Origin of the sequence: Streptomyces sp. KL109B, from assembly GCF_030766935.1 — a bacterium.
Classification (GTDB): domain Bacteria; phylum Actinomycetota; class Actinomycetes; order Streptomycetales; family Streptomycetaceae; genus Streptomyces.
In genome coordinates this window covers 115,834-137,134 of record NZ_JASERL010000007.1, presented here as the reverse complement: position 1 = coordinate 137,134, position 21,301 = coordinate 115,834, and the positions used below count along the sequence as shown (strand labels likewise).

Annotated in this window: 18 protein-coding genes; 11 read left to right on the top strand and 7 right to left on the bottom strand. The window is 72.0% G+C overall.

Features of this window, described 5'->3' with window-relative positions; all coding sequences use genetic code 11:
- Positions 1–77 precede the first annotated feature (77 nt).
- A complete protein-coding gene (locus tag RBJ65_RS24265; protein ID WP_306318661.1) occupies positions 78–1,778 on the top strand; it encodes a proline--tRNA ligase in 1,701 nt (566 codons plus the stop codon).
- Between the two features lie 659 nt (positions 1,779–2,437).
- Here the strand turns inward: RBJ65_RS24265 and RBJ65_RS24260 are convergent.
- The 3 genes from RBJ65_RS24260 to RBJ65_RS24250 are packed head-to-tail and all read right to left on the bottom strand — an operon-like array spanning position 2,438 to position 4,396.
- The gene (locus RBJ65_RS24260) at positions 2,438–3,340 is read right to left on the bottom strand and encodes an aminoglycoside phosphotransferase family protein (RefSeq protein ID WP_306318660.1); all 903 of its coding nucleotides are present in this window, start codon (positions 3,338–3,340) and stop codon (positions 2,438–2,440) included.
- Positions 3,341–3,383: 43 nt separating this feature from the next.
- Positions 3,384–3,863 (bottom strand): ferritin-like domain-containing protein, encoded by a 480-nt coding sequence (locus tag RBJ65_RS24255; RefSeq protein WP_306318659.1) that lies wholly within the window; start codon positions 3,861–3,863, stop codon positions 3,384–3,386.
- On the bottom strand, positions 3,860–4,396 hold the full coding sequence (locus RBJ65_RS24250) for a hypothetical protein (RefSeq protein WP_306318658.1): 537 nt from the start codon (positions 4,394–4,396) through the stop codon (positions 3,860–3,862). The genes RBJ65_RS24255 and RBJ65_RS24250 overlap by 4 nt, the downstream gene beginning before the upstream one ends.
- A gap of 218 nt (positions 4,397–4,614) precedes the next feature.
- On the opposite strand from RBJ65_RS24250, the gene rimP reads away from it, so the two are divergent.
- The 10 genes from rimP to RBJ65_RS24200 all read left to right on the top strand — a co-directional run bounded on the left by rimP (position 4,615) and on the right by RBJ65_RS24200 (position 17,109).
- On the top strand, positions 4,615–5,127 hold the full coding sequence (rimP, locus tag RBJ65_RS24245; protein ID WP_306318657.1) for a ribosome maturation factor RimP: 513 nt from the start codon (positions 4,615–4,617) through the stop codon (positions 5,125–5,127).
- Between the two features lie 2 nt (positions 5,128–5,129).
- Complete coding sequence (gene nusA, locus RBJ65_RS24240; RefSeq protein ID WP_306318656.1) at positions 5,130–6,152, top strand: transcription termination factor NusA; 1,023 nt, start codon at positions 5,130–5,132, stop codon at positions 6,150–6,152.
- Positions 6,153–6,265: 113 nt separating this feature from the next.
- Positions 6,266–6,544, top strand: a complete 279-nt coding sequence (locus RBJ65_RS24235) for a YlxR family protein (RefSeq protein ID WP_306318655.1) — start codon at positions 6,266–6,268, stop codon at positions 6,542–6,544.
- Between the two features lie 146 nt (positions 6,545–6,690).
- Positions 6,691–9,792 (top strand): translation initiation factor IF-2, encoded by a 3,102-nt coding sequence (gene infB, locus RBJ65_RS24230; RefSeq protein ID WP_306332170.1) that lies wholly within the window; start codon positions 6,691–6,693, stop codon positions 9,790–9,792.
- A 156-nt stretch (positions 9,793–9,948) separates the two neighbouring features.
- Positions 9,949–10,242 (top strand): DUF503 domain-containing protein, encoded by a 294-nt coding sequence (locus RBJ65_RS24225; protein ID WP_306324230.1) that lies wholly within the window; start codon positions 9,949–9,951, stop codon positions 10,240–10,242.
- Between the two features lie 37 nt (positions 10,243–10,279).
- Complete coding sequence (rbfA, locus tag RBJ65_RS24220; RefSeq protein ID WP_306324229.1) at positions 10,280–10,750, top strand: 30S ribosome-binding factor RbfA; 471 nt, start codon at positions 10,280–10,282, stop codon at positions 10,748–10,750.
- Between the two features lie 2 nt (positions 10,751–10,752).
- Entirely contained in the window at positions 10,753–11,658 is a 906-nt protein-coding gene (truB, locus tag RBJ65_RS24215) for a tRNA pseudouridine(55) synthase TruB (protein WP_306324228.1), read from the top strand.
- 285 nt (positions 11,659–11,943) lie between these two features.
- Positions 11,944–15,459, top strand: coding sequence for a serine protease (locus tag RBJ65_RS24210; protein WP_306324227.1), 3,516 nt, complete (start codon positions 11,944–11,946; stop codon positions 15,457–15,459).
- A gap of 124 nt (positions 15,460–15,583) precedes the next feature.
- Positions 15,584–16,534, top strand: coding sequence for a bifunctional riboflavin kinase/FAD synthetase (locus tag RBJ65_RS24205; RefSeq protein WP_306324226.1), 951 nt, complete (start codon positions 15,584–15,586; stop codon positions 16,532–16,534).
- A gap of 104 nt (positions 16,535–16,638) precedes the next feature.
- Positions 16,639–17,109 carry a carboxymuconolactone decarboxylase family protein gene (locus tag RBJ65_RS24200; RefSeq protein ID WP_306324225.1) on the top strand — a complete coding sequence of 157 codons (471 nt, stop codon included), beginning with the start codon at positions 16,639–16,641 and terminating at the stop codon, positions 17,107–17,109.
- An 81-nt stretch (positions 17,110–17,190) separates the two neighbouring features.
- Here the strand turns inward: RBJ65_RS24200 and RBJ65_RS24195 are convergent, their stop codons facing one another.
- The 4 genes from RBJ65_RS24195 to RBJ65_RS24180 are packed head-to-tail and all read right to left on the bottom strand — an operon-like array spanning position 17,191 to position 21,240.
- A complete protein-coding gene (locus tag RBJ65_RS24195; protein ID WP_306324224.1) occupies positions 17,191–18,228 on the bottom strand; it encodes an ABC transporter ATP-binding protein in 1,038 nt (345 codons plus the stop codon).
- Positions 18,225–19,232 (bottom strand): ABC transporter ATP-binding protein, encoded by a 1,008-nt coding sequence (locus RBJ65_RS24190; protein ID WP_306324223.1) that lies wholly within the window; start codon positions 19,230–19,232, stop codon positions 18,225–18,227. Before RBJ65_RS24190 ends, RBJ65_RS24195 begins: the two co-directional genes overlap by 4 nt.
- On the bottom strand, positions 19,229–20,155 hold the full coding sequence (locus RBJ65_RS24185; protein WP_306324222.1) for an ABC transporter permease: 927 nt from the start codon (positions 20,153–20,155) through the stop codon (positions 19,229–19,231). Before RBJ65_RS24185 ends, RBJ65_RS24190 begins: the two co-directional genes overlap by 4 nt.
- On the bottom strand, positions 20,152–21,240 hold the full coding sequence (locus RBJ65_RS24180) for an ABC transporter permease (RefSeq protein ID WP_306324221.1): 1,089 nt from the start codon (positions 21,238–21,240) through the stop codon (positions 20,152–20,154). The genes RBJ65_RS24185 and RBJ65_RS24180 overlap by 4 nt, the downstream gene beginning before the upstream one ends.
- Between the last annotated feature and the right edge of the window lie 61 nt (positions 21,241–21,301).

Sequence of the window (21,301 nt, the reverse complement as noted above, 5' to 3'; positions counted from 1 at the left end):
CCGGAACCGATTTCCGGCCGCACCCGCCGCCCGGCTAACCTCCTGACATCACCCTTTCGTCGCAGGAGTCAAGAATCATGGCCAAGGTCCAGGTCCAGCGCATGTCCCGATTGATGGTGAAGACACTGCGCGACGACCCGGCGGACGCCGAAGTCCTCAGCCACAAGCTGCTGGTCCGCGCCGGTTTCGTGCGCCGCACCGCCGCCGGTGTCTGGTCCTGGCTGCCGCTCGGCCGACGGGTCTACGCCAATGTGGAGCGCGTCATCCGCGAGGAGATGGACGCCATCGGCGGCCAGGAGGTCCTGCTCCCCGCTCTGCTTCCGAAGGAGCCGTACGAGGCGACCGGGCGCTGGGAGGAGTACGGCGCCGAGCTGTTCCGCCTCAAGGACCGCAAGGGCGGCGACTACCTGCTGGGCCCGACCCACGAAGAGATCTTCACCCAGCTGGTCAAGGACCAGTGCACGTCCTACAAGGACCTGCCGGTGATCCTCTACCAGATCCAGACCAAGTACCGCGACGAGGCCCGCCCCCGCGCCGGGATCCTGCGCGGCCGCGAGTTCCAGATGAAGGACTCGTACTCCTTCGACCTCTCCGACGAGGGCCTCGGCGAGTCGTACGCGCTGCACCGGGCCGCGTACCAGCGCATCTTCGAGCGCCTCGGCCTCGACTACCGGATCTGCGCGGCGACCGCGGGCGCGATGGGCGGCTCGAAGTCGGAGGAGTTCCTGGCCCCGGCCGCGGCCGGCGAGGACACCTTCGCGGACTGCCCGAACTGCGACTACGCGGCGAACACCGAGGCGGTCGGCTTCGCGGTACAGCCGGTCGACGCAGAGGGTGTTCCGGCCCTGGTGGAGGTCCCGACCCCGGACACCCCGACCATCGAGACGCTCGCCGCGTACATGGAGGTCCCGGCCTCGGCGACCCTCAAGAACCTCCTCGTCAAGGTCGACGGCGAGATCGTCGCGGTCGGCGTACCCGGCGACCGCGAGGTCGACATGGACAAGGTCGAGGCGCACTTCGCCCCGGCCGCCGTCGAGCTGGTCACCGCCGAGGACTTCGAGGGCCGCGAGGACCTGGTCCGCGGCTACGTCGGACCGCAGGGCCTGGAGAAGGTCACGTACATCGCCGACCCGCGGGTCGCCCCCGGCACCGCGTGGATCACCGGCGCCAACAAGGACGGCGTGCACGCGAGGAACGTCGTCGCGGGCCGTGACTTCGAGGTCTCGGAGTACGTCGACGTGGTCGTGGTCCAGGAAGGCGACCCCTGCCCCGCCTGCGGCACCGGCCTCAAGCTCGACCGCGCCATCGAGATCGGCCACATCTTCCAGCTCGGCCGCAAGTACGCCGACGCCTTCCAGCTCGACGTCCTCGGCCAGAACGGCAAGCCGGTGCGCGTCACGATGGGCTCGTACGGCATCGGGGTCTCGCGCGCCGTCGCGGCCCTCGCCGAGCAGCACGCCGACGACAAGGGCCTGGTCTGGCCGGACGAGATCGCCCCGGCGGACGTCCACGTGGTGGCGGCCGGCAAGGCCCTCCAGACGGAGCTGGCCCTCGAAGTCTCCGACAAGCTGGCGGCGGCAGGTGTCCGCGTCCTGGTCGACGACCGCCCGGGCATCTCCCCCGGCGTGAAGTTCACCGACTCCGAGTTGATCGGCGTCCCGAAGATCCTGGTCGCGGGCCGCCGCAGCGCCGACGGCATCGTAGAACTCAAGGACCGCCGCACCGGCGACCGCGAAGAACTCACGGTCGCCGAGGCGGTATCCCGCCTCACCCCCTGACGCCACACCCCCGGGGGCCGAACCCTGCTCGGTCCCCGGTCGGGTCGGGGCCTCCTCGGCCCCCGGTCGGACTGGTCCCTACTCGGCCCCCGGTCGGTCCGGGGCCTGCTCGGTCCCCGGGCGGGCCAGGCCCTACTCAGCCCCTGGGCGGGTCGGGGCCTACTCGGCCCGGGTGGCGGGTGAGCCAATTCAAGCCCCTGCGGCGATTGAGCAGCGGGGTCCGGGGCGGAGCCCCGTGGCGTGGGCGTGGTGCCCGTAATTCACGCCCCGTCCGGGGCGGAGCCCCAAGGCGTCGGCACGCGGCACCGGGCGCCGCCTTGCCCACCCTGCCGCCCAAGGCGGCAGGGTGCCCAAGGCGGCAGGGTGCCCAAGGCGCGTGACGCCGACCGCCACGGGCGGGGAGCCGTGGTTGGCGGCGAATGGCCCTTCCAGGGCCGGCCCCCGTCGGGCCGACGCCCCCGGAGGGGGCGGGCGGTGGGAGACGACCGAGGCAGCCACCCGACCACCACTGGCGGGTAATTCGAGCTTCTGCGCCGATGCAAGACGGGCGGGCGATTCGAGCTTCTGCGCCGATCCAAGACGGCCGGGCAATTCAAGCCCCTGCGGCGATTGAGCAGCGGGGTCCGGGGCGGAGCCCCGGGGGTCGGCCACGGGGCCGGTTACAGCCACCCGGCGAACTCCAACAGGTTCTCGCCATCCCGGTGCCGCCCCACGCGCAGTGCCCTCGCCCCGGACTCCACCGCCCGGAACAACGTCCACCCCCGCAACCGCTCCTGATCCACCTCGAGCGACTCCGCCAACCGCTTCACCCGCCGCCGCGTAATCGCAGGACCCGACGGTGACCCGATGAGGTCCTCGACCCGGTCCCGCACCAGCCGCGACAGGTCGAACGCCGTCTCGCCGACAACCGGATCGGGCCCCACCGCCAGCCACGGCATCCGCTCCCCGGACAACACCTTCGACTGCCGGAACGTCCCGTGCAGCAAACGGAGTTCGGGCGGCGCGGCCACCAACGACTCCCGGGTCTCAAGCGCCGCGTCGATCAGCGGAGCCACCTCCGGGAACGACTCCACCGTCGCCCGCATCGCCACCGCCTGCCGCCCCGTACGCTCCGGCACGGTCTCGCAATTGCGCCCCGCCGGCGGCTCCACCCACAGGCGACGCAACGTACCCGCCGCCTCCAGCAACGCCTTCGCCTCCGGCAACGTACGCACGGAGATCTCCGGATGCAGCCGCTCCAGGAGCAGCGCACCGTCGTTCATCCCCGGATCGAGCAGCCGCACCGCTCCGAAGCCGTCCCACTGCGTGAGCGCCGCCCGCTCGGCCTCCGGGCGAAAGCGCTCGGGCGCCAGCTTGAGGATCGCCGGGGACCCGTCCGACCTGCGGACATGCGCGACCAGACTGCTGCGTCCGCCGGGCACGTGCACCCGCTCCACCGTCACATCGCGCGCCGCCGCCGCCTCGTCGAGCAGCGTGTCGACGCGGTCGAGCCACGCCGAGGCCCCCTCGTCGCGCACCTCGCCGAGCGCGTTCACAAGCCGCTTCGGCGGTTCGAAAGCCATGCGCGGGGATGCCATGCGCGGGGATTCCCTTCCCAAGTTCTGCCTACGTGCTGGGCCGCTCCGATGGCGAGGCCGCCGACGACGATGCCGCCGGCGCCGCGGCCCGTTCGGAGAGCCCAGGGAAGGCTACGCTGCCGCCGCCCCAGCGCACGGCACGGACCGCCGCCTCGCGCAGCGCGTCGGCCGCGCTCCGCCGCCGCGAACCGCTCGCCGCCCGCACGAGATCCGAGTACGCGCCCGCGACCCGGCTCTCGATGTCCGCGGCGAGCCGCGCCGCGGCCGAGGCGTCGGGCACCGGGAACGGCAGCGCGTAGGCGCCCGCCGACTCCTCGGGGTTGCCGCCCAGATCGCGCACCGTGCGCCGCAGTTCGTCGCGGCGCGCGCGATGCGCGTCGTACCCGTCGCGCGCCTCGGACCTGCGGTCCTCACCGATCCGGCCGCCGACGACCCCGTACCCGTACACCGCCGCGTGCTCGGCGCGCAGCGCCGCCTGCACCGCCGCGAGCAGTTCGTTCTCGCTCACTTCTGATTGTCCTTCGAGAGCAGATACGCGTGTGCCGCCCCGGCCGCCGCCACCGACGCCAGCAGCCGCGCCAGCTCCCCGGGCGCGTCCACGAGCGCCGTCGTACGGCGGTCCGAGAGCTGCTGTTCGGCCACCGAGAGCGCCTTGAGGATGTCCTTCTCGGCGGCGGGAGCGGCGGCCGAGCCCTTGCCGGGAGCCGAGCCCTTGCCAGGAGGCGCCGCGGCCCCCGACGCCCGGCGGCTCTTCCCGCCGAACGCCTTCACGTGCCGCTCGACCTCGGCCCGCAACGGGTTCAGCCGCGCCGCGAGCGCGGGACGGGCCGCGAGCGCCCTGTCGTACTGGGCGAGCAGGTCTTCGCTCTCGCGCGCCGCCCGCTCCCGCAGCCGCTTCTCCAGCGCCGCGGCGGGCGCCCCGCTGCCGCCGTCGGCGCTGTCGGCGGCGCCCGAGCAGCCGGTGAGCAGCGCGGCCCCGGCCAGCGAGGCGAGCAGGGTCCTACGGCGTGGCCCGGAGCGGGCGAGAGGGGGCAGCGGCACGACGGGCGTCCTCAAGAGGCAGGAGTGAGAGAGCTTTCGGACTTTCGGAGATGGCGGCATCCTGATCGGAACCGATCAAGGGGGAGTGGCCGTGATCACCGTACCGTCGCCCTCGCACGGGTGGACGGCAACACCCCCCTGGACCGGATACCCTTTGACCTGACGCGCAAAGACAAGTCAGTAACCACAACAGCACACGCGGCCGAGGAGTCACCCGGATGAGCACCACCCAGAACGAGAGGCTGCGGGAACTACTGGAACCGCTCGTCACCTCACAGGGGCTCGAACTCGAAGAGATCGAAGTGGCCTCGGTCGGACGCAAGCGTGTGCTGCGCGTCGTCGTCGACTCCGACGAGGGCGCGGACCTGGACGCGATCGCCGATGTGAGCCGCGCGCTCTCGGCGAAGCTCGACGAAGCCGACGCCATGGGCGAGGGCGAGTACGAGCTGGAGGTCGGAACGCCCGGCGCCGAGCGGCCGCTGAGCGAGCACCGCCACTACGTCCGCGCCACGGACCGCCTCGTGAAGTTCACGCTGAACGACGACAGCGAGCTCGTCGCGCGCATCCTCAAGGTCGACGACGAGGGTCTCGACCTCGAAGTGCCGGGCGTGAAGGGCCGCAAGGCCACCGCCCGCAGGATCGAATTCGCCGACATCGCCAAGGCGCGCGTCCAGGTCGAGTTCAACCGCAAGAGCAAGAACGACAGCAACGACAACGAAGAGGAGGCGTAGCCGTGGACATCGACATGAGTGCCCTGCGGGGTCTGGTCCGGGAGAAGGAGATCTCCTTCGATCTGCTGGTCGAGGCGATCGAATCGGCCCTCCTCATCGCCTACCACCGCACCGACGGAAGCTTCCGCCACGCGCGCGTGCGCCTCGACCGCGACAGCGGCCACGTCACGGTCTGGGCGAAGGAGGACCCGTCGGACCTCGAAGAGGGCCAGGAGGCCCGCGAGTTCGACGACACGCCCTCCGACTTCGGCCGGATCGCCGCGACCACCGCGAAGCAGGTCATCCTGCAGCGGCTGCGCGACGCCGAGGACGACGCGACGCTCGGCGAGTACGCGGGCCGCGAGGGCGACATCGTGATGGGCCAGGTCCAGCAGGGCCGCGACCCGAAGAACGTGCTGGTCGACATCGGCAAGCTCGAGGCCATCCTGCCGGTGCAGGAGCAGGTCCCGGGCGAGGAGTACCCGCACGGCCTGCGCCTGCGCTCGTACGTCGTGCGCGTCGCCAAGGGCGTCCGCGGCCCCTCCGTGACCCTCTCCCGTACGCACCCGAACCTCGTGAAGAAGCTCTTCGCGCTGGAGGTGCCGGAGATCGCCGACGGCTCCGTCGAGATCTCCGCCATCGCCCGCGAGGCGGGACACCGTACGAAGATCGCGGTGCGCTCGACGCGCAGCGGGCTCAACGCCAAGGGAGCCTGCATCGGCCCCATGGGCGGGCGTGTGCGCAATGTCATGGGTGAGCTGAACGGCGAGAAGATCGACATCGTCGACTGGTCCGAGGACCCGGCCGAGATGGTGGCCAACGCGCTGTCCCCGGCCCGCGTCTCCAAGGTCGAGATCGTGGACCTCACCGCCCGCTCGGCCCGCGTGACGGTGCCGGACTACCAGCTCTCCCTCGCCATCGGCAAGGAAGGGCAGAACGCCCGGCTCGCGGCCCGGCTCACCGGCTGGCGCATCGACATCCGCCCGGACACCGATCAGGGCGGCGCCGGCGAGGGTTCCCACGAGGGTTCTCCCGACGGGGAATAAATCCGAGCGCTCAGCGCTTGGATCACGACAGTATGTGACGAAGACAGTGACGAACCAGCCGTTCGATCTTTCCCCCAAAGGGGTGAGGTCGGTACGGGGAGGTAGACTTAAGCGTGTCTGGTCGGACGCATGCCCGCGCATGCCCTGAGCGAACCTGCGTGGGATGCCGGGAGCGAGCGGCCAAGCGTGAACTGCTGCGGATCGTTGTGATCGAGGGCCAATGTGTCCCCGATGATCGCGGTACGCTGCCCGGCCGGGGTGCGTATGTGCATCCCGCCCTGGCCTGTCTTGACCTGGCGGTCCGCCGCCGGGCGTTCCAGAGGGCTTATCGGGCCCCTGGACCGTTCGACACGGCGGCCCTGCGCCACCGCGTCGAGCAGGCGACACCGTAAGAAGCGCCGTACGGAAAAGCCGTGCGGCCCTGGTACCTCGCGAGTTGGAAGTAGGTCGAGATTGCGATGAGCACTCGATGAGTACGCGATGAGTACGCCCATGAAGTAGCGACGGTCCGGCGTAACCCGGACCTAAAAGGAGCGAAGTGGCTAAGGTCCGGGTATACGAACTCGCCAAGGAGTTCGGTGTAGAGAGCAAGGTCGTCATGGCCAAGCTCCAAGAACTCGGTGAATTCGTACGTTCGGCGTCCTCGACGATCGAGGCGCCGGTAGTACGCAAGTTGACTGACGCCCTGAACCAGGGCACCAATGGCGCCGCCAAGAAGGCCGCGCCCAAGAAGGCTGCTCCGGCGGCTGCCAAGCCGGCGGCCCCCAAGCCTTCCCCCTCCCCCTCTCCCGCGCAGGCCGCCAAGCCGGCCGCCCCGCGCCCGGGTCCGGCCGCTCCGGCGCCGAAGCCCGCCGCGGAGAAGCCCGCTGCGCCCGCTGCGGAGAAGCCCGCGGCGCCGACCCCCGGCCCGCGTCCGACGCCCGGTCCGAAGCCGGCCCCGAAGCCCGCTTCCCCGGCGCCGAGCGCCCCGGAGTTCCAGGCCCCGGCCGCGTCTTCGCAGGCCCCCGCGGCCCCGAAGCCCGGCCAGGCAGGGCCGCGCCCCGGCGCCCCGAAGCCCGGTGGCCGTCCGGCTCCCGGTCAGGGTGGCCAGGGTCAGGGCCAGCGCGGTGACCGTCAGGGCGCCCCGCGTCCCGGCGGCCAGGGTGGCCAGGGTGGCCAGGGCCAGCGTCCCGGTGGCGCGCGTCCCTCGGGCCCGCGTCCGGGCAACAACCCCTTCACCTCTGGTGGCTCCACCGGCATGGCGCGCCCGCAGGCGCCCCGTCCGGGCGGCGCCCCGCGTCCCGGCGGTGGCCAGGGCGGCCAGGGTGCGGGTCCGCGTCCGCAGGGCGGTCAGGGCGGTCCCCGTCCGCAGGCTCCGGGCGGCAACCGTCCGAGCCCCGGCAACATGCCGCGTCCGCAGGGTCAGGGTGGCGGCGGCGCCGCGGGCCCGCGTCCCGGCGGCGGCAACCGTCCGAACCCCGGCATGATGCCGCAGCGTCCCGCCGCGGGCCCGCGTCCGGGTCCCGGTGGCGGCGGTCGCGGTCCCGGCGGCGGCGGTCGTCCGGGCGGCGGCGGTGGCGGTCGTCCCGGCTTCGCGGGTCGTCCCGGCGGCGGCGGTGGCGGCGGCTTCGCGGGTCGTCCCGGCGGTCCGGGCGGCGGCGGTGGCGGTCGTCCCGGCTTCGGCGGTCGTCCCGGTTTCGGTGGCCGTCCCGGTGGTCCGGGTGGTCGCGGTGGCACGCAGGGCGCCTTCGGTCGTCCCGGCGGTCCGGCGCGTCGCGGTCGCAAGTCGAAGCGGCAGAGGCGCCAGGAGTACGAGGCCATGCAGGCCCCGTCGGTCGGCGGTGTGATGCTGCCTCGCGGCAACGGCGCCACGGTGCGTCTGTCGCGCGGTGCCTCGCTCACCGACTTCGCGGAGAAGATCAACGCCAACCCGGCGTCGCTCGTCGCGGTCATGCTGAACCTCGGCGAGATGGTCACGGCCACGCAGTCGGTCTCCGACGAGACGCTGCAGCTTCTCGGTGACGAGATGAACTACGCGGTCGAGATCGTCTCCCCCGAGGAGGAGGACCGCGAGCTGCTCGAGTCCTTCGACATCGAGTTCGGCGAGGACGAGGGCGGCGAAGAGGCCCTCATGGCGCGTCCGCCGGTCGTGACCGTCATGGGTCACGTCGACCACGGTAAGACGCGACTGCTGGACGCGATCCGCAAGACGAACGTCATCGCGGGCGAGGCCGGCGGCATCACCCAGCACATCGGCGCCTACCAGGTGGGCACCGAGGTCAACGGTGAAGAGCGCGCGATCACCTTCATCGACACCCCGGGTCACGAGGCGTTCACCGCCATGCGTGCCCGTGGTGCGAAGTCGACGGACATCGCGATCCTCGTGGTCGCGGCCAACGACGGCGTCATGCCGCAGACGATCGAGGCGCTGAACCACGCCAAGGCCGCCGAGGTCCCGATCGTCGTCGCGGTCAACAAGATCGACGTCGAGGGTGCCGACCCGACCAAGGTGCGCGGTCAGCTGACCGAGTACGGCCTGGTCGCCGAGGAGTACGGCGGCGAGACCATGTTCGTCGACATCTCGGCCAAGCAGGGCGAGAACATCGACAGCCTCCTCGAGGCCGTGGTCCTGACCGCGGACGCCTCGCTCGACCTGCGGGCCAACCCCGAGCAGGACGCGCAGGGTATTGCGATCGAGGCCCACCTCGACAAGGGCCGCGGTGCCGTCGCGACCGTCCTCGTCCAGCGAGGCACGCTCCGTGTCGGTGACACGCTGGTCGCGGGCGACGCCTACGGCCGTGTCCGTGCCCTGCTCGACGACAAGGGCGAGAACGTGCAGGAGGCGGGTCCCTCGACCCCGGTCCTCGTGCTCGGTCTCACCAACGTCCCGGGCGCCGGCGACAACTTCCTGGTGGTCGACGAGGACCGTACGGCCCGTCAGATCGCCGAGAAGCGTGCCGCCCGCGAGCGGAACGCGGCCTTCGCCAAGCGCGTGCGCCGTGTCTCCCTCGAGGACCTGGACAAGGTGCTCAAGGCCGGCGAGGTCCAGCAGCTCAACCTCATCATCAAGGGTGACGCTTCTGGTTCCGTCGAGGCCCTCGAGTCCTCCCTGCTCCAGCTGGACGTCGGCGAAGAGGTCGACATCCGCGTCCTGCACCGCGGCGTCGGTGCGGTCACGGAGTCGGACATCGACCTGGCCATGGGCTCGGACGCCATCGTCATCGGCTTCAACGTCCGTGCGGCCGGCCGCGCGGCGCAGATGGCCGAGCGCGAGGGTGTCGACGTCCGGTACTACTCGGTGATCTACCAGGCCATCGAGGAGATCGAGGCGGCCCTCAAGGGCATGCTCAAGCCGGAGTACGAGGAGGTCGAGCTCGGCACGGCGGAGATCCGCGAGATCTTCAAGTCGTCCAAGCTGGGCAACATCGCGGGTGTGCTCATCCGCTCCGGCGAGGTCAAGCGCAACACGAAGGCGCGGCTCCTGCGCGATGGCAAGGTCATCGCGGAGAGCCTCAACATCGTGGGCCTGCGTCGCTTCAAGGACGACGTCACCGAGATCCGCGAAGGGTTCGAGGGCGGTATCAACCTCGGCAACTTCAACGACATCAAGGTCGACGACGTCATCGCGACGTACGAGATGCGCGAGAAGCCGCGCGTCTGACCTGAGCGTCAATGATCGGGGCCGGTCGACGGGACTGCATTTCCCTCTGGGAATTCCCGTCGATCGGCCCCGGCCGTTGCGTGTACCGTTCCCGTATCGGTGGCCGGAAGCGGCCGCCCATACGAACCCGGACCGGCGGGACATCCGGATACACACATGTATGTGGGGACTCTGTCCTTCGATCTGCTCCTCGGCGACGTCCACTCGCTGAAGGAGAAACGCTCCCTCGTCCGTCCGATCGTGGCCGAGCTGCATCGCAAGTACGCGGTGAGCGTCGCCGAGACGGGCAACCAGAACCTCCACCGCAGGGCCGAGATCGGGCTCGCGGTGGTCTCGGGGGACACCGGCCACCTGAGCGACGTACTGGACCGCTGCGAGCGGCTCGTCGCCGGGCGGCCCGAGGTGGAACTGCTCTCGGTTCGACGCAGGCTCCACAGCGACGAAGACTGAAGCACAAGCAAGTAGGCACTTAAAAGGAGACGGACCAGTGGCCGACAACGCGCGCGCCAAGAGGCTGGCGGACCTCATCCGAGAGGTGGTGGCGCAGAAGCTGCAGCGTGGGATCAAGGACCCGCGGCTCGGCTCGCACGTCACCATCACGGACACCCGTGTCACGGGGGACCTGCGGGAGGCGACCGTCTTCTACACGGTGTACGGGGACGACGAGGAGCGGGCGGCCGCGGCCGCCGGCCTGGAGAGCGCCAAGGGCATCCTGCGCTCGGCGGTCGGTCAGGCGGCCGGCGTGAAGTTCACGCCGACCCTGGCCTTCGTCGCGGACGCCCTGCCGGAGAACGCCCGCACCATCGAGGACCTCCTCGACCGGGCCCGGCAGTCCGACGCCCAGGTGCGGGAGGCGTCCGCGGGCGCCGAGTTCGCCGGCGGCGCGGACCCGTACAGGAAGCCCGAGGACGCCGAGGACGCGGCAGACGACGCTCCCGAGAAGGACGGCGACGCCTGAGCATGTCCGACCGCACCCCACCGCCCGACGGACTTGTCATCGTCGACAAGCCGTCGGGCTTCACTTCGCACGACGTCGTGGCCAAGATGCGCGGGATCGCCAAGACCCGCAAGGTCGGCCACGCGGGCACCCTCGACCCGATGGCGACGGGTGTCCTCGTGCTCGGCGTCGAGCGCGCCACCAAGCTCCTCGGCCACCTCGCGCTGACCGAGAAGGAGTACCTGGGCACGATCCGGCTCGGGCAGAACACGCTCACGGACGACGCGGAGGGCGAGATCACGTCCTCCAGCGACGCGTCCGCGGTCAAGCGCGAGGCCATCGACGCGGGCATCGCCGAGCTGAGCGGCGACATCATGCAGGTGCCGTCGAAGGTCAGCGCCATCAAGATCAATGGTGTCCGGAGCTACAAGCGGGCCCGCGAGGGCGAGGAGTTCGAGATCCCGGCGCGCCCGGTGACCGTCTCGTCCTTCGCCGTGTACGACGTCAGGGACGCGGTCGCCGAGGACGGCACGCCGGTTCTCGACCTGGTCGTCTCCGTGGTCTGCTCGTCCGGTACGTACATCAGGGCGCTCGCCCGTGACCTGGGCGCCTCGCTGGGTGTCGGCGGGCACCTGACGGCGCTGCGGCGCACGCGCGTCGGCCCGTACAAGCTCGACAGCGCGCGGACCCTGGACCAGCTCCAGGAGGAGCTGACCGTGATGCCGGTGGCCGAGGCCGCCGCTGCCGCGTTCCCGCGCTGGGACGTCGACGAGCGGCGCGGGAAGCTGCTGCTCAACGGCGTGCGCCTGGAGATGCCCGAGGAGTACGCGGGGGCCGGTCCTGTCGCCGTGTTCGGGCCTGGAGGCCAATTCCTGGCGCTCGTCGAGGAGTTGAAGGGCAAGGCGAAGAGCCTCGCCGTCTTCGGCTGACGTCTTCGGCCGATTTTGGTGGAGCGGCGGGTTCCGGTCTCTGGGTGGCCGCCGCTCCACGTTCCCCCCACCCTCCCCCTCTCAAGGGTGTATCCATTACGCCCGTTCACTTCACCCCTTCGAGCGGGCGCTCGGAGTGAATCGGGGGAGCGCAAGGGGGCGCGTTCGTCTCGGGCGCTGTTCCGCTGATCAACTCGCGCCTACCGTCGAAGAGATGCGTCGAAGAGATGCTTCGAGGGTTTCGAAGGTACGGGGAGCGGTGGAGAGCGGCGGGAGGGTCCGGGCATGGTGGATCCGCCGCTGGTACGGATCTGTGATCTGGCCGGGCGGCCGCGCGGCGCGGGATTCGCCGCGGACGACCGCGGGACGGTCGTCACCAGCCACGAGGCGGTGGACGGGCTCGGACGCCTGGTGGTGCACGGCCCAGGCGGCGTGACATGTGTGGTGGGCCCCGAGTCGATCGTCGAACTTCCCGAGGCGGACCTGGCGTTGGTGTGCGCGCAGGGGCTCGGCGCGGTGCCGCTGCCGGTGGCGGCGTCGGGGGTGGTGGCGGCCGGGGCGTACGTCCGGATCGCGGCGGGCGGGTGGCGTGAGGCGCGGGTGCTGGGGCGGTCCCCGGTCGCGTACGAGACCGGGGACCGCGTTCATCTCCTCGACGGCGCCCTGGAGTTGGCCGTCGGTACGGACGGGGCGGACGCGCTGCGTGTGGGGGGCGGGGCGGCCGGTGGGCCGGTGCTCGACGCGCGTACGGGGGCCGTGGTGGGGGTGCTCGGTACGGCGCTGCGGGCCGGGCACCGGGCGGCCGGGGTCGCGGTGCCGCTGCGGGCGGTGGCGGCGGCCGGCGGGCGCGGGGGCGAGGTGCTGGCCGAGCTGCTGGCGCGCAATGCCGAGACCGTGCCCGCGTACGGGGACGAGCTGAATCTCGGTGGGGTGCTGCAGCTGGGCGGGATCTCCGTGGGGAGCGACGGGCCGGGCGGTGAGGGGTGGCCGGAGCCGGTCGAACGGCCCGATGTGGTGCGGGAGTTGGACTCCTTTACGCGTGGTTCGGCGCGGGTGCTGGCCTTGGTCGGGGAGCCGGGGTGCGGTCGGACCACGGAGCTGGCCGCGTTTGCCGCGCGGCGGGCCAGGGGTGACGGGGCGGCTCCCACGCTGTGGTTGCGGGGCGCGGATCTGGGCGAGGACGACGCGTCGGTGGCGCAGGCCGTGGGGCGGGCCCTGGAGCGGGCGGGGCGGATCGTCGCGGCGTCCGGGGGCGAGGGGCGCGGTGGCGTGGGGGATGTCTCCGCCGAGCGGATCGCCGAGGTGGCCAGGGAGGCCGGGCGGCCGCTCGTGCTGTTGCTCGACGGGCCCGAGGAGATGCCGCCCGTGCTCGCGCACCGCCTTGAGGGCTGGTCCCGGGGGACCGAGAGGTGGCTCGCGGCGTGCGGGGTGCGGCTGGTGGTGGCGTGCCGTGGCGGGTACTGGGAGCAGGCGGGGGCGATGTTCGGGGAGGGCGTTCTGTACGGGCGGGTGGGCGGACCGGGTGGGAGCGGGCCGGGTGGTTCGTTCCCCGCGTGCGTACGGATCGGGGATCTGGTGGGGGAGGCGGCGCGGCGGGCGCGGGAGCGGTTCGGGGTGCCGGAGGGGGCGCTCGCGGAGCGGGAGGCCGGGCATCCGCTGTCGTTGCGGCTGCTGAGCGAGGTGCGGGCGGCGCTGCCAGGGGGTGTGGCCGGGTGCCCCGACCGGGACGAGATCTTCGGGGCGTATCTGGACCTGATGTGCCTGCGGGTCGCGGTGCGGTTGGCGGCGGGGAGCGGGGTGCGCGGGAGTGGGGTGCGCAGGCTCGCGGCGCGGGTGGCGGGGCAGGTGCACGAGGCGGCGCGGCGCAGTCTCGGGCCAGGGCAGGGGGAGTTGGACCGGGAGTCGTTCGAGGAGCTGTTCCCGTGGGGGGTGCGGGACGGGGTTTCGGGGTGGGCGTCGGCGGCGCTGGCGGAGGGGGTGCTGGTGCCGGCGGGGGGTGGGTACCGGTTCGCGCACGAGGAGGTGGCGGACTGGGTGCAGGGGATGCACTTGGACGTGGGGGCGGCGTTGGAGGTGTTGGTGTTTCGGCGGGACGGGGGGTCGGGGGCGGGTTCGGGTGTGGTTCCCGTGCCGAGGCATCGGGTGGGGCCGGTGGTGCGGGCGTTGTTGTTGGTGGAGCGGCAAGGTGGCTGCGCCGAGCTGGAGGGGTGGTTGCGGGAGTTGTTGCCGTGGGTGGGGGTGGCGCCTGATGAAGGTTCGGCCTGCGACGGGGGTGTTGGGGCGCTGCCCCAAACCCCGCTGCTCAATCGCCGCAGGGGCTTGAAAGGCCCCAGTTACCCGCTGGGGGAGGGCAGGGGGTTGAAGGGGCGTGGTCACCCGGTGGCGGAGGCGGTGTGGTGGGCGCGGGAGTTGGTGTGGGGGGTGTTGGTGAGGGTGGGGGATGTGGGGGTGTATGCGGGGGTGGTTGATGGGGTGGCGGGGTGGGGTGGGTTTGGTGGGGCGTTTTGGATGCGGATCGCCGTGGATGACGACATGCGGTTCGAGTGGTTGCGGCGGGCCGTGGTGCATGACGGGGGTGAGGTGGGTGGGCGGTGTCTGGATGTTGTCGCCGAGGCGCTGGTCGCCGAGCCGCGGCGGGTGCAGGGGCGGCTCACCCGGTGGTTCGACGACGAGCGGGCGTTGCCCGCGCTGCCCGACGCCACCGTCGCCGATGCCGCGCAGGCCTTGCTGTACACGCATCGGCACCGGGATCTGGACGGGCTGACCGAGGCGCTCGTCGACTGTGCGCACCCGCTCGCCGACGAACTGCTCGCCACGTTGGCCGATGAGGAGCCGGGCGCCCTGTGCCGGGCCGTCGACCGGTGGGCCCACGACGAGCGGCCGGGGCGCAGGGTGGCCGCCGCCGTGTACGGGGTGCGGGTCGCGCCGCGGGTCGGCGGCGCGGCGGACCGGGAGCTGTTGCGGTATGCCGCGCTCGCGTTGCTGGAGCGGCCCTCGGACCGTGCGGTGCACGGCGCCGCGCTCACTCTCCTCGTACGGGATCCGGAGTCGCGGCCCGGGTATCTGGTGCGGGCCCTGGAACGGTTCGCGGCGGGCGATGCCCAGGTGACCGCGGGCGCGCTCGCGCCGGCCTTCGCCACCCACCCGGAACCCGTGTTCGCGGCGTTCCAGGCGCGGCTGCGGGAGCCGGGGCCCGGCCTCGGCGACATCCTGCGGACCCTCGCCGGGCTGGGCGATCCGCCGCTCGCCAGGCGCGCCGCCGAGCTGGTGCGGGGGCTCGCGGAGGAGTGGCCGGATGCGGCCGCTGGGCACGTGGCCGAATTCGTCGAGCGGGGCCTCGAACGTGGGGACGGGGCGCGGGCCGTGCTGTTTCCGCTGGTCGTGGGGCTGCTGGCGGAGCGGCCACCGGTCGTCCGGTGCGCGCTCGCGCCGGTGCTCGCCGCCCCCGGCACGGCGGCCTCACGGGCGCTGCGGGCCGAGCTGCTCGACGTACTCCTGGAGGAGGAGCGGGACCCCGGCGTGCTGGACGCGCTGCTGTGCGCCGCCGCGCGGGACGCGGTGCGGCGCGGGCAGGCCGGGACGCGGGACCTGGTGCACCGCACGGGCACGCTGCTCGTGCGGACGCCGGAGGGCGCGGCCCGCTTCGACCGGGGCCTGGTCGAGCTCTCGCGGACCGTGCCGGGGTTCGCCGGACTCCTCGCGCGGTGGCTCGCGGCGGCGCCCCGGGAGTGGGCCGCGCTGGTCGGACCCAGCTCCCGGCGGATGATCGAGAGCCTGGCCGGGGCGCGGGTGTCGGCGTAGGCCCTGTCCCGTCCTGACGGGGCCGCCCGATGCGAAGCGCGGGCGGTCGGCATGGCACTCTTAGACCTGCGTATTCGATAGCGAGACGTAACGGTCGTACACAGGTTTGCGAGGGGCAATCACCGTGCAGCGCTGGCGTGGCTTGGAGGACATCCCCCAGGACTGGGGGCGCAGCGTCGTCACCATCGGCTCCTACGACGGGGTGCATCGCGGACACCAGTTGATCATCGGGCGGGCCGTGGAGCGGGCGCGTGAGCTCGGCATCCCGGCCGTCGTGGTCACCTTCGACCCGCACCCCAGCGAGGTCGTGCGGCCCGGCTCGCACCCGCCGCTGCTCGCCCCGCACCACCGCCGTGCCGAACTGATGGCCGAGCTCGGCGTGGACGCGGTGCTGATCCTGCCGTTCACCACCGAGTTCTCGAAGCTGTCGCCCGCCGAGTTCGTGGCGAAGGTGCTCGTCGACAAGCTGCACGCGCGCGTGGTCGTCGAGGGCCCCAACTTCCGCTTCGGGCACAAGGCCGCGGGCACTGTCGACTTCCTCGTCGAGCAGGGCGGCACGTACGACTTCGAGGTCGAGGTCATCGACCTCAAGGTGAGCGGGAAGGCCGGTGGCGGCGCCCCGTTCTCGTCGACGCTGACCCGCAATCTCGTCGCCGAGGGCGATGTCGAGGGCGCCTCCGAGATCCTCGGCCGCCCGCACCGCGTCGAGGGCGTCGTCGTGCGCGGCGCGCAGCGCGGCCGCGAGCTCGGCTTCCCCACGGCGAACGTGGAGGTGCTGCCGCACACCGCCGTCCCCGCCGACGGCGTCTACGCCGGGTGGCTGCACGCGAACGGCGAGTCGATGCCCGCCGCGATCTCCGTCGGCACGAACCCCCAGTTCGACGGGACCGAGCGGACCGTCGAGGCGTACGCCATCGACCGCGTCGGGCTCGATCTGTACGGGCTGCACGTGGCCGTGGACTTCCTCGCGTTCGTGCGCGGGATGGCGAAGTTCGAGTCGCTGGACGAGCTGGTCGCCGCGATCGCGGACGACGTGAAGCGGGCGCGGGAGCTCGTCGAGACGACCGGGGCCTGAGCCACACAGAGGTGACGCAGGTCACTTCTGGGTCTGTCACACGCGGGCGGGCCGCTCCGTCATGGGGGTGTAACCACTTACCGCGGAGCGCGAAGGAGCCCCTCATGGAACCGCGACTCGACCTCTTCACCAACCCGGCCCTCGGCAAGGTCCTCAAGCACGTCATCGCCGCGGGGAAGGCCGCGGAGGACATCGGTGTGCCGGCCGCGACCCTGGAGCTGGTCAAGATCCGGGCCAGCCAGATCAACGGCTGCTCGGGCTGCCTCGACATGCACGTCAAGGACGCCGCCGCGGCCGGTGAGACGGCCGTCCGGCTCGCCCTGGTCGCCGCCTGGCGCGAGGCCAAGGTCTTCACGGAGGCCGAGAAGGCCGCCCTGGAGCTGACCGAGGCCGGCACCCGGATCGCCGACAGCGCCGGTGTCTCCGACGAGGTGTGGGAGAAGGCCGCCAAGCACTACGACGAGACGCAGCTCGGAGCGCTGGTCGGCTGCATCGCGATGATCAACACCTTCAACCGGTTCAACGTCATGACCCAGCAGCCCGCCGGTGACTACGTGCCGGGCATGTACGGCTGAGCGGTCGAGGCGTGGACCCGGCTCGGAATAGTGTCGCAGTTATACGTACAACTGCGACATGATTCCGAGCTGGCACATCGCTCAGCGGGCGCGGCCGGAGTTCGCCGCCCCGGCCGTCGCCCAATGGCACGCCACCTGTGACGTCGCCGCCCCCGACAGCACCGGCAGGTCCACCGTCCGGCACTTGTCGGCGACCCCCGCCTCCTCCGCCCGGCCGTCCGCCAGGACCTGGCAGCGGGCGTGGAAGCGGCAGCCGCCCGGGATACGGGACGGGTCCGGGGGCTCGCCCGTGAGGACCACCGGATCGCCCTCCGCCTCCGGGAGGACCGACAACAGGGCCTGCGTGTACGGGTGTTGGGGCGCGGTCAGGACGTCCTCCACCCGCCCCGTCTCCACGATCCGGCCCAGGTACATCACCGCGACCCGGTCCGCGATGTTCCAGGCGAGGCCGAGGTCGTGGGTGACGACGAGCGCGGACAGGCCCAACTCGTCGCGCAGGCGCAGCAGCAGGGCGAGGATCTCGCCGCGTACGGACGCGTCCAGGGACGCCACCGGCTCGTCCGCGACGATGAGTTCGGGGTCGAGGACGAGCGCGCCCGCGATCACGACGCGCTGGCGCTGGCCGCCCGACAGCTCGTGCGGGTAGCGCAGGAAGAAGCGCTCGGGGGGTCGCAGTCCCGCGCGGGAGAGGGCGTTCGTGACGGCCTCGCGTTCGTCGCCCGCGTAGCCGTGGATGCGCAGGCCCTCGGCCACCGCGTCGTACACGGTGTGCCGGGGGTTGAGGGAGCCGCTCGGGTCCTGGAGGACCAACTGGACGCGTTTGCGGTACGACTTGAGGGCGCGGGAGGCGTAGTCGAGCGGCTTCCCGGCGAAGGTGACCGCCCCCGACGTCGGCTTCTCCAGGCCGAGCAGGGTGCGCGCCAGGCTCGTCTTGCCGCAGCCGGACTCGCCGACGAGCGCCACGATCTCGCCCGGCGCGATGTCCAGGTCGACGCCGTCCACGGCCCGCGCGTCCGCCGCGCCGCGCCTGCCGGGGAACGTGACGTGCAGTTGGTCGGCGCTGAGCAGGGGACGAGCCGTCCGGGGTGCCTCGGGCTCGTGCAGCGTTTCCGTCGTCATGCCGTGGTGCTCCTTGCTTCGACTTCCTTGCCCAAGGCGTCACTTGAGCCCACGTGCACGCACGCCGCCCGCCGCTCCGGGCCCGCCACCCGCAGCACCTGGTCCTCGCTCGCACACGCGTCGAGCGCCACCGGGCAGCGCGGGTGGAACGTGCAGCCGGACGGCAGCGCCGACGGGTCCGGCGGGTCGCCGGGCAGTCCGCGCGGCGCGAACCGGGAGGCCGGGTCGCCGATGGTGGGGAAGGCGGCGGACAGCGCCTTCGCGTAGGGGTGCTCGGCGTCCTCGTACACCTTGAGGGCCGGGCCCTCCTCGACGACGCGGCCCGCGTACATCACCGCGAGCCGGTCGCAGGTGTCGGAGAGGACCGCCAGGTCGTGGCTGATCATGACGAGGCCGAGGTTGTCCTCGGCCACCAACTGCTCGATCAGGCGCAGGATCTGGGCCTGGATCATCACGTCGAGGGCCGTCGTCGGCTCGTCGGCGATGATCAGGTCCGGCTCGCAGGCGAGCGCCATCGCGATCATCACGCGCTGGCGCTGGCCGCCGGAGAGCTCGTGCGGGTAGGCGTTGGCGCGGGCGGCCGGGAGCCCTACGTGTTCGAGGAGCTCGCCGACCTTCTTCTTCGCGCCCTCCTGCGTCGCCTTCTTGTGCAGGAGGATCGGCTCGGCGATCTGGTCGCCGACGCGGTGCACCGCGTTCAGCGAGTGCATCGCGCCCTGGAAGACGATCGAGGCGCCCGCCCAGCGGACGGCCCGCACCCGGCCCCACTTCATGGCGAGGACGTCCTCGCCGTTCAGCAGGATCTCGCCGGTGACCTTGGCGTCCTTGGGGAGGAGGCGCAGGAGGGCGAGCGCGAGTGTCGACTTTCCGCAGCCGGACTCGCCCGCGATGCCGAGCTTCTGGCCCGCTTCGAGGGACAGGTTCACGCCGCGGACGGCCTCGGCCCCACCGGCGTACGTCACGGTGAGGTCCCGTACGTCGAGCAATGTCTGAGGCTGAGTCATGAGCGGGCCCCCAGCTTCGGGTTGAGGACGGACTCCACCGCGCGGCCGCACAGCGTGAAGGAGAGCGCGACGATCGCGATGGCGATGCCGGGCGGTGCCAGGTACCACCAGTCGCCCGCGCTGACCGCGCCCGCCTCGCGCGCGTCCTGGAGCATGCCGCCCCAGGAGGTGACCGTCGGGTCGGACAGGCCGAGGAAGGCCAGCGTCGCCTCGGTCAGGATCGCGGACGAGATGATCATGGTGGTCTGGGCGAGGACCAGCGGCATCACGTTCGGCAGCACGTGCCGCGTCATGACGTGGCTGTGGCTGCCGCCGAGGGCCCGCGCCCGCTCGATGTACGGGCGGGCCTCGACCGAGAGGGTCTGGGCGCGCACCAGGCGGGCCGTGGTCGGCCAGGTCGTGACGCCGATCGCGATGATGACCGTCCACATCGAGCGGTCCATGACCGTCGCGAGCGCGATGGCGAGGACCAGCGTCGGCATGACGAGGAACCAGTCGGTGATCCGCATCAGCACGGTCGAGTACCAGCCGCGGAAGTGGCCGGCGACGATCCCGATGACCGTGCCGATCGCCACGCACAGGAACGCGGCCAGCAGGCCCACGGTGAGCGAGACCCGCGCCCCGTACACCACGAGGGCGAGGACGCTGCGGCCGAACTGGTCGGTGCCCAGCGGGAATTCGCCGCTGGGCCCTTCGAGCGGGCCGCCGGGCGCGTCGGTCACGCTCTGCGAGTCCTCGCCGACCAGAACCGGCGCGAACAGCGCGATGAGCGCGATCAGGATCAGCAGCCCGAGCCCCCACAGGCCGCTGCGGTGCGCGCGGTAGGACTTCCAGAAGCGGGCCAGGGACTGCCGCTTGCGGGCGCGCGCGAGGGAGCGCGCGGTGGGCGCCTTCGCGGGCGCGGTGGTGTCGGTCGTCGTCATCGGCCCACCCTCGGGTCGAGCAGCGGATACAGGATGTCGGCGAGGGTGTTCGCGAGGATCACCGCGGTGGCGAAGACGAAGAACAGGCCCTGGACGAGCGGGAGATCGGGAACGGACAGGGCCTGGTAGAAGAGCCCGCCGAGCCCCGGCCACGAGAAGACCGTCTCAACGAGGATCTGCCCGGCGACCACCTGCCCGAGGTTCACGAACATCAGCGTGAACGTCGGCAGCATCGCGTTCGGCACCGCGTGCTTGCGGCGCACGGTGTCGTCCCGAAGTCCCTTGGCCCGCGCGGTCGTCAGATAGTCGCTGCCCATCTCGTCGAGCAGCGAGGAGCGCATGACGAGCAGCGTCTGCGCGTAGCCGACCGCGACGAGCGTGATGACGGGCAGGATCAGATGGTGCGCGACATCGATGATGTACGCGAACCCGGTCTCGCCGCCGGATTCGAGCCCGCCCGTCGGGAACATGCCGGGGATCGGCCCGATGCCGACGGCGAAGATGATGATGAGGAGCAGGCCCAGCCAGAACGACGGGACCGAGTACAGGGTCAGCGCGAAGGCCGTGTTGAAGCGGTCGCTGCGCGAGCCGTTGCGCCACGCCGTGCGCGTGCCGAGCCAGAGGCCGAGCGCCGAGTACAGGACGTACGCCGTGCCGGTCAGCAGCAGCGTCGCCGGGAGCGCGTCGAGGATCTTGCCCATGACCGGGGTGTGGAACTGGAACGAGTTCCCGAAGTCACCGGAGAGCGCGTCCCCGATGTACGACGTGAACTGCTTCCACATCGGCTGGTCGAGGCCGTACTGGTGGCGCAGGTTCGCCAGTTGCTCGGACGACACCTTGCGGCCGCCGGTCATCTGCTTGACCGGGTCGGCCGGGATGAGACGGAAGAGGAAGAAGCTGGTGACGAGGACGGCGAAGAGGGAGACGACCGCGCCGCCGATCTTCGCGAGCGCGTACTGGACGTACGCCTTGGTGTTTCGGGCCCGTGGGCCGCGGGCGGCCGACGGCGGCCCGGCCGAAGCCGGGTCGCCGTCGGCTTGCGCATCCGCGTCCCGCACGAGCGCCGGAGTGCTGTCAGCTGCCATGGTTGCTGCAATCCGTGCGAGGTCAGGTGTGCCGCGTACGAGGCGTGCCTCGTACGCGGTG

Bases quoted from the DNA above. Each gene is read 5' to 3' on its own strand.
- RBJ65_RS24185 (WP_306324222.1), bottom strand. From the start codon at position 20,155: ATGACGACGACCGACACCACCGCGCCCGCGAAGGCGCCCACCGCGCGC.
- RBJ65_RS24190 (WP_306324223.1), bottom strand. From the start codon at position 19,232: ATGACTCAGCCTCAGACATTGCTCGACGTACGGGACCTCACCGTGACG.
- rimP (WP_306318657.1), top strand. From the start codon at position 4,615: ATGAGCACCACCCAGAACGAGAGGCTGCGGGAACTACTGGAACCGCTC.
- RBJ65_RS24210 (WP_306324227.1), top strand. From the start codon at position 11,944: ATGGTGGATCCGCCGCTGGTACGGATCTGTGATCTGGCCGGGCGGCCG.
- RBJ65_RS24200 (WP_306324225.1), top strand. From the start codon at position 16,639: ATGGAACCGCGACTCGACCTCTTCACCAACCCGGCCCTCGGCAAGGTC.
- RBJ65_RS24180 (WP_306324221.1), bottom strand. From the start codon at position 21,240: ATGGCAGCTGACAGCACTCCGGCGCTCGTGCGGGACGCGGATGCGCAA.
- RBJ65_RS24195 (WP_306324224.1), bottom strand. From the start codon at position 18,228: ATGACGACGGAAACGCTGCACGAGCCCGAGGCACCCCGGACGGCTCGT.
- RBJ65_RS24260 (WP_306318660.1), bottom strand. From the start codon at position 3,340: ATGGCTTTCGAACCGCCGAAGCGGCTTGTGAACGCGCTCGGCGAGGTG.
- RBJ65_RS24265 (WP_306318661.1), top strand. From the start codon at position 78: ATGGCCAAGGTCCAGGTCCAGCGCATGTCCCGATTGATGGTGAAGACA.
- RBJ65_RS24225 (WP_306324230.1), top strand. From the start codon at position 9,949: ATGTATGTGGGGACTCTGTCCTTCGATCTGCTCCTCGGCGACGTCCAC.
- truB (WP_306324228.1), top strand. From the start codon at position 10,753: ATGTCCGACCGCACCCCACCGCCCGACGGACTTGTCATCGTCGACAAG.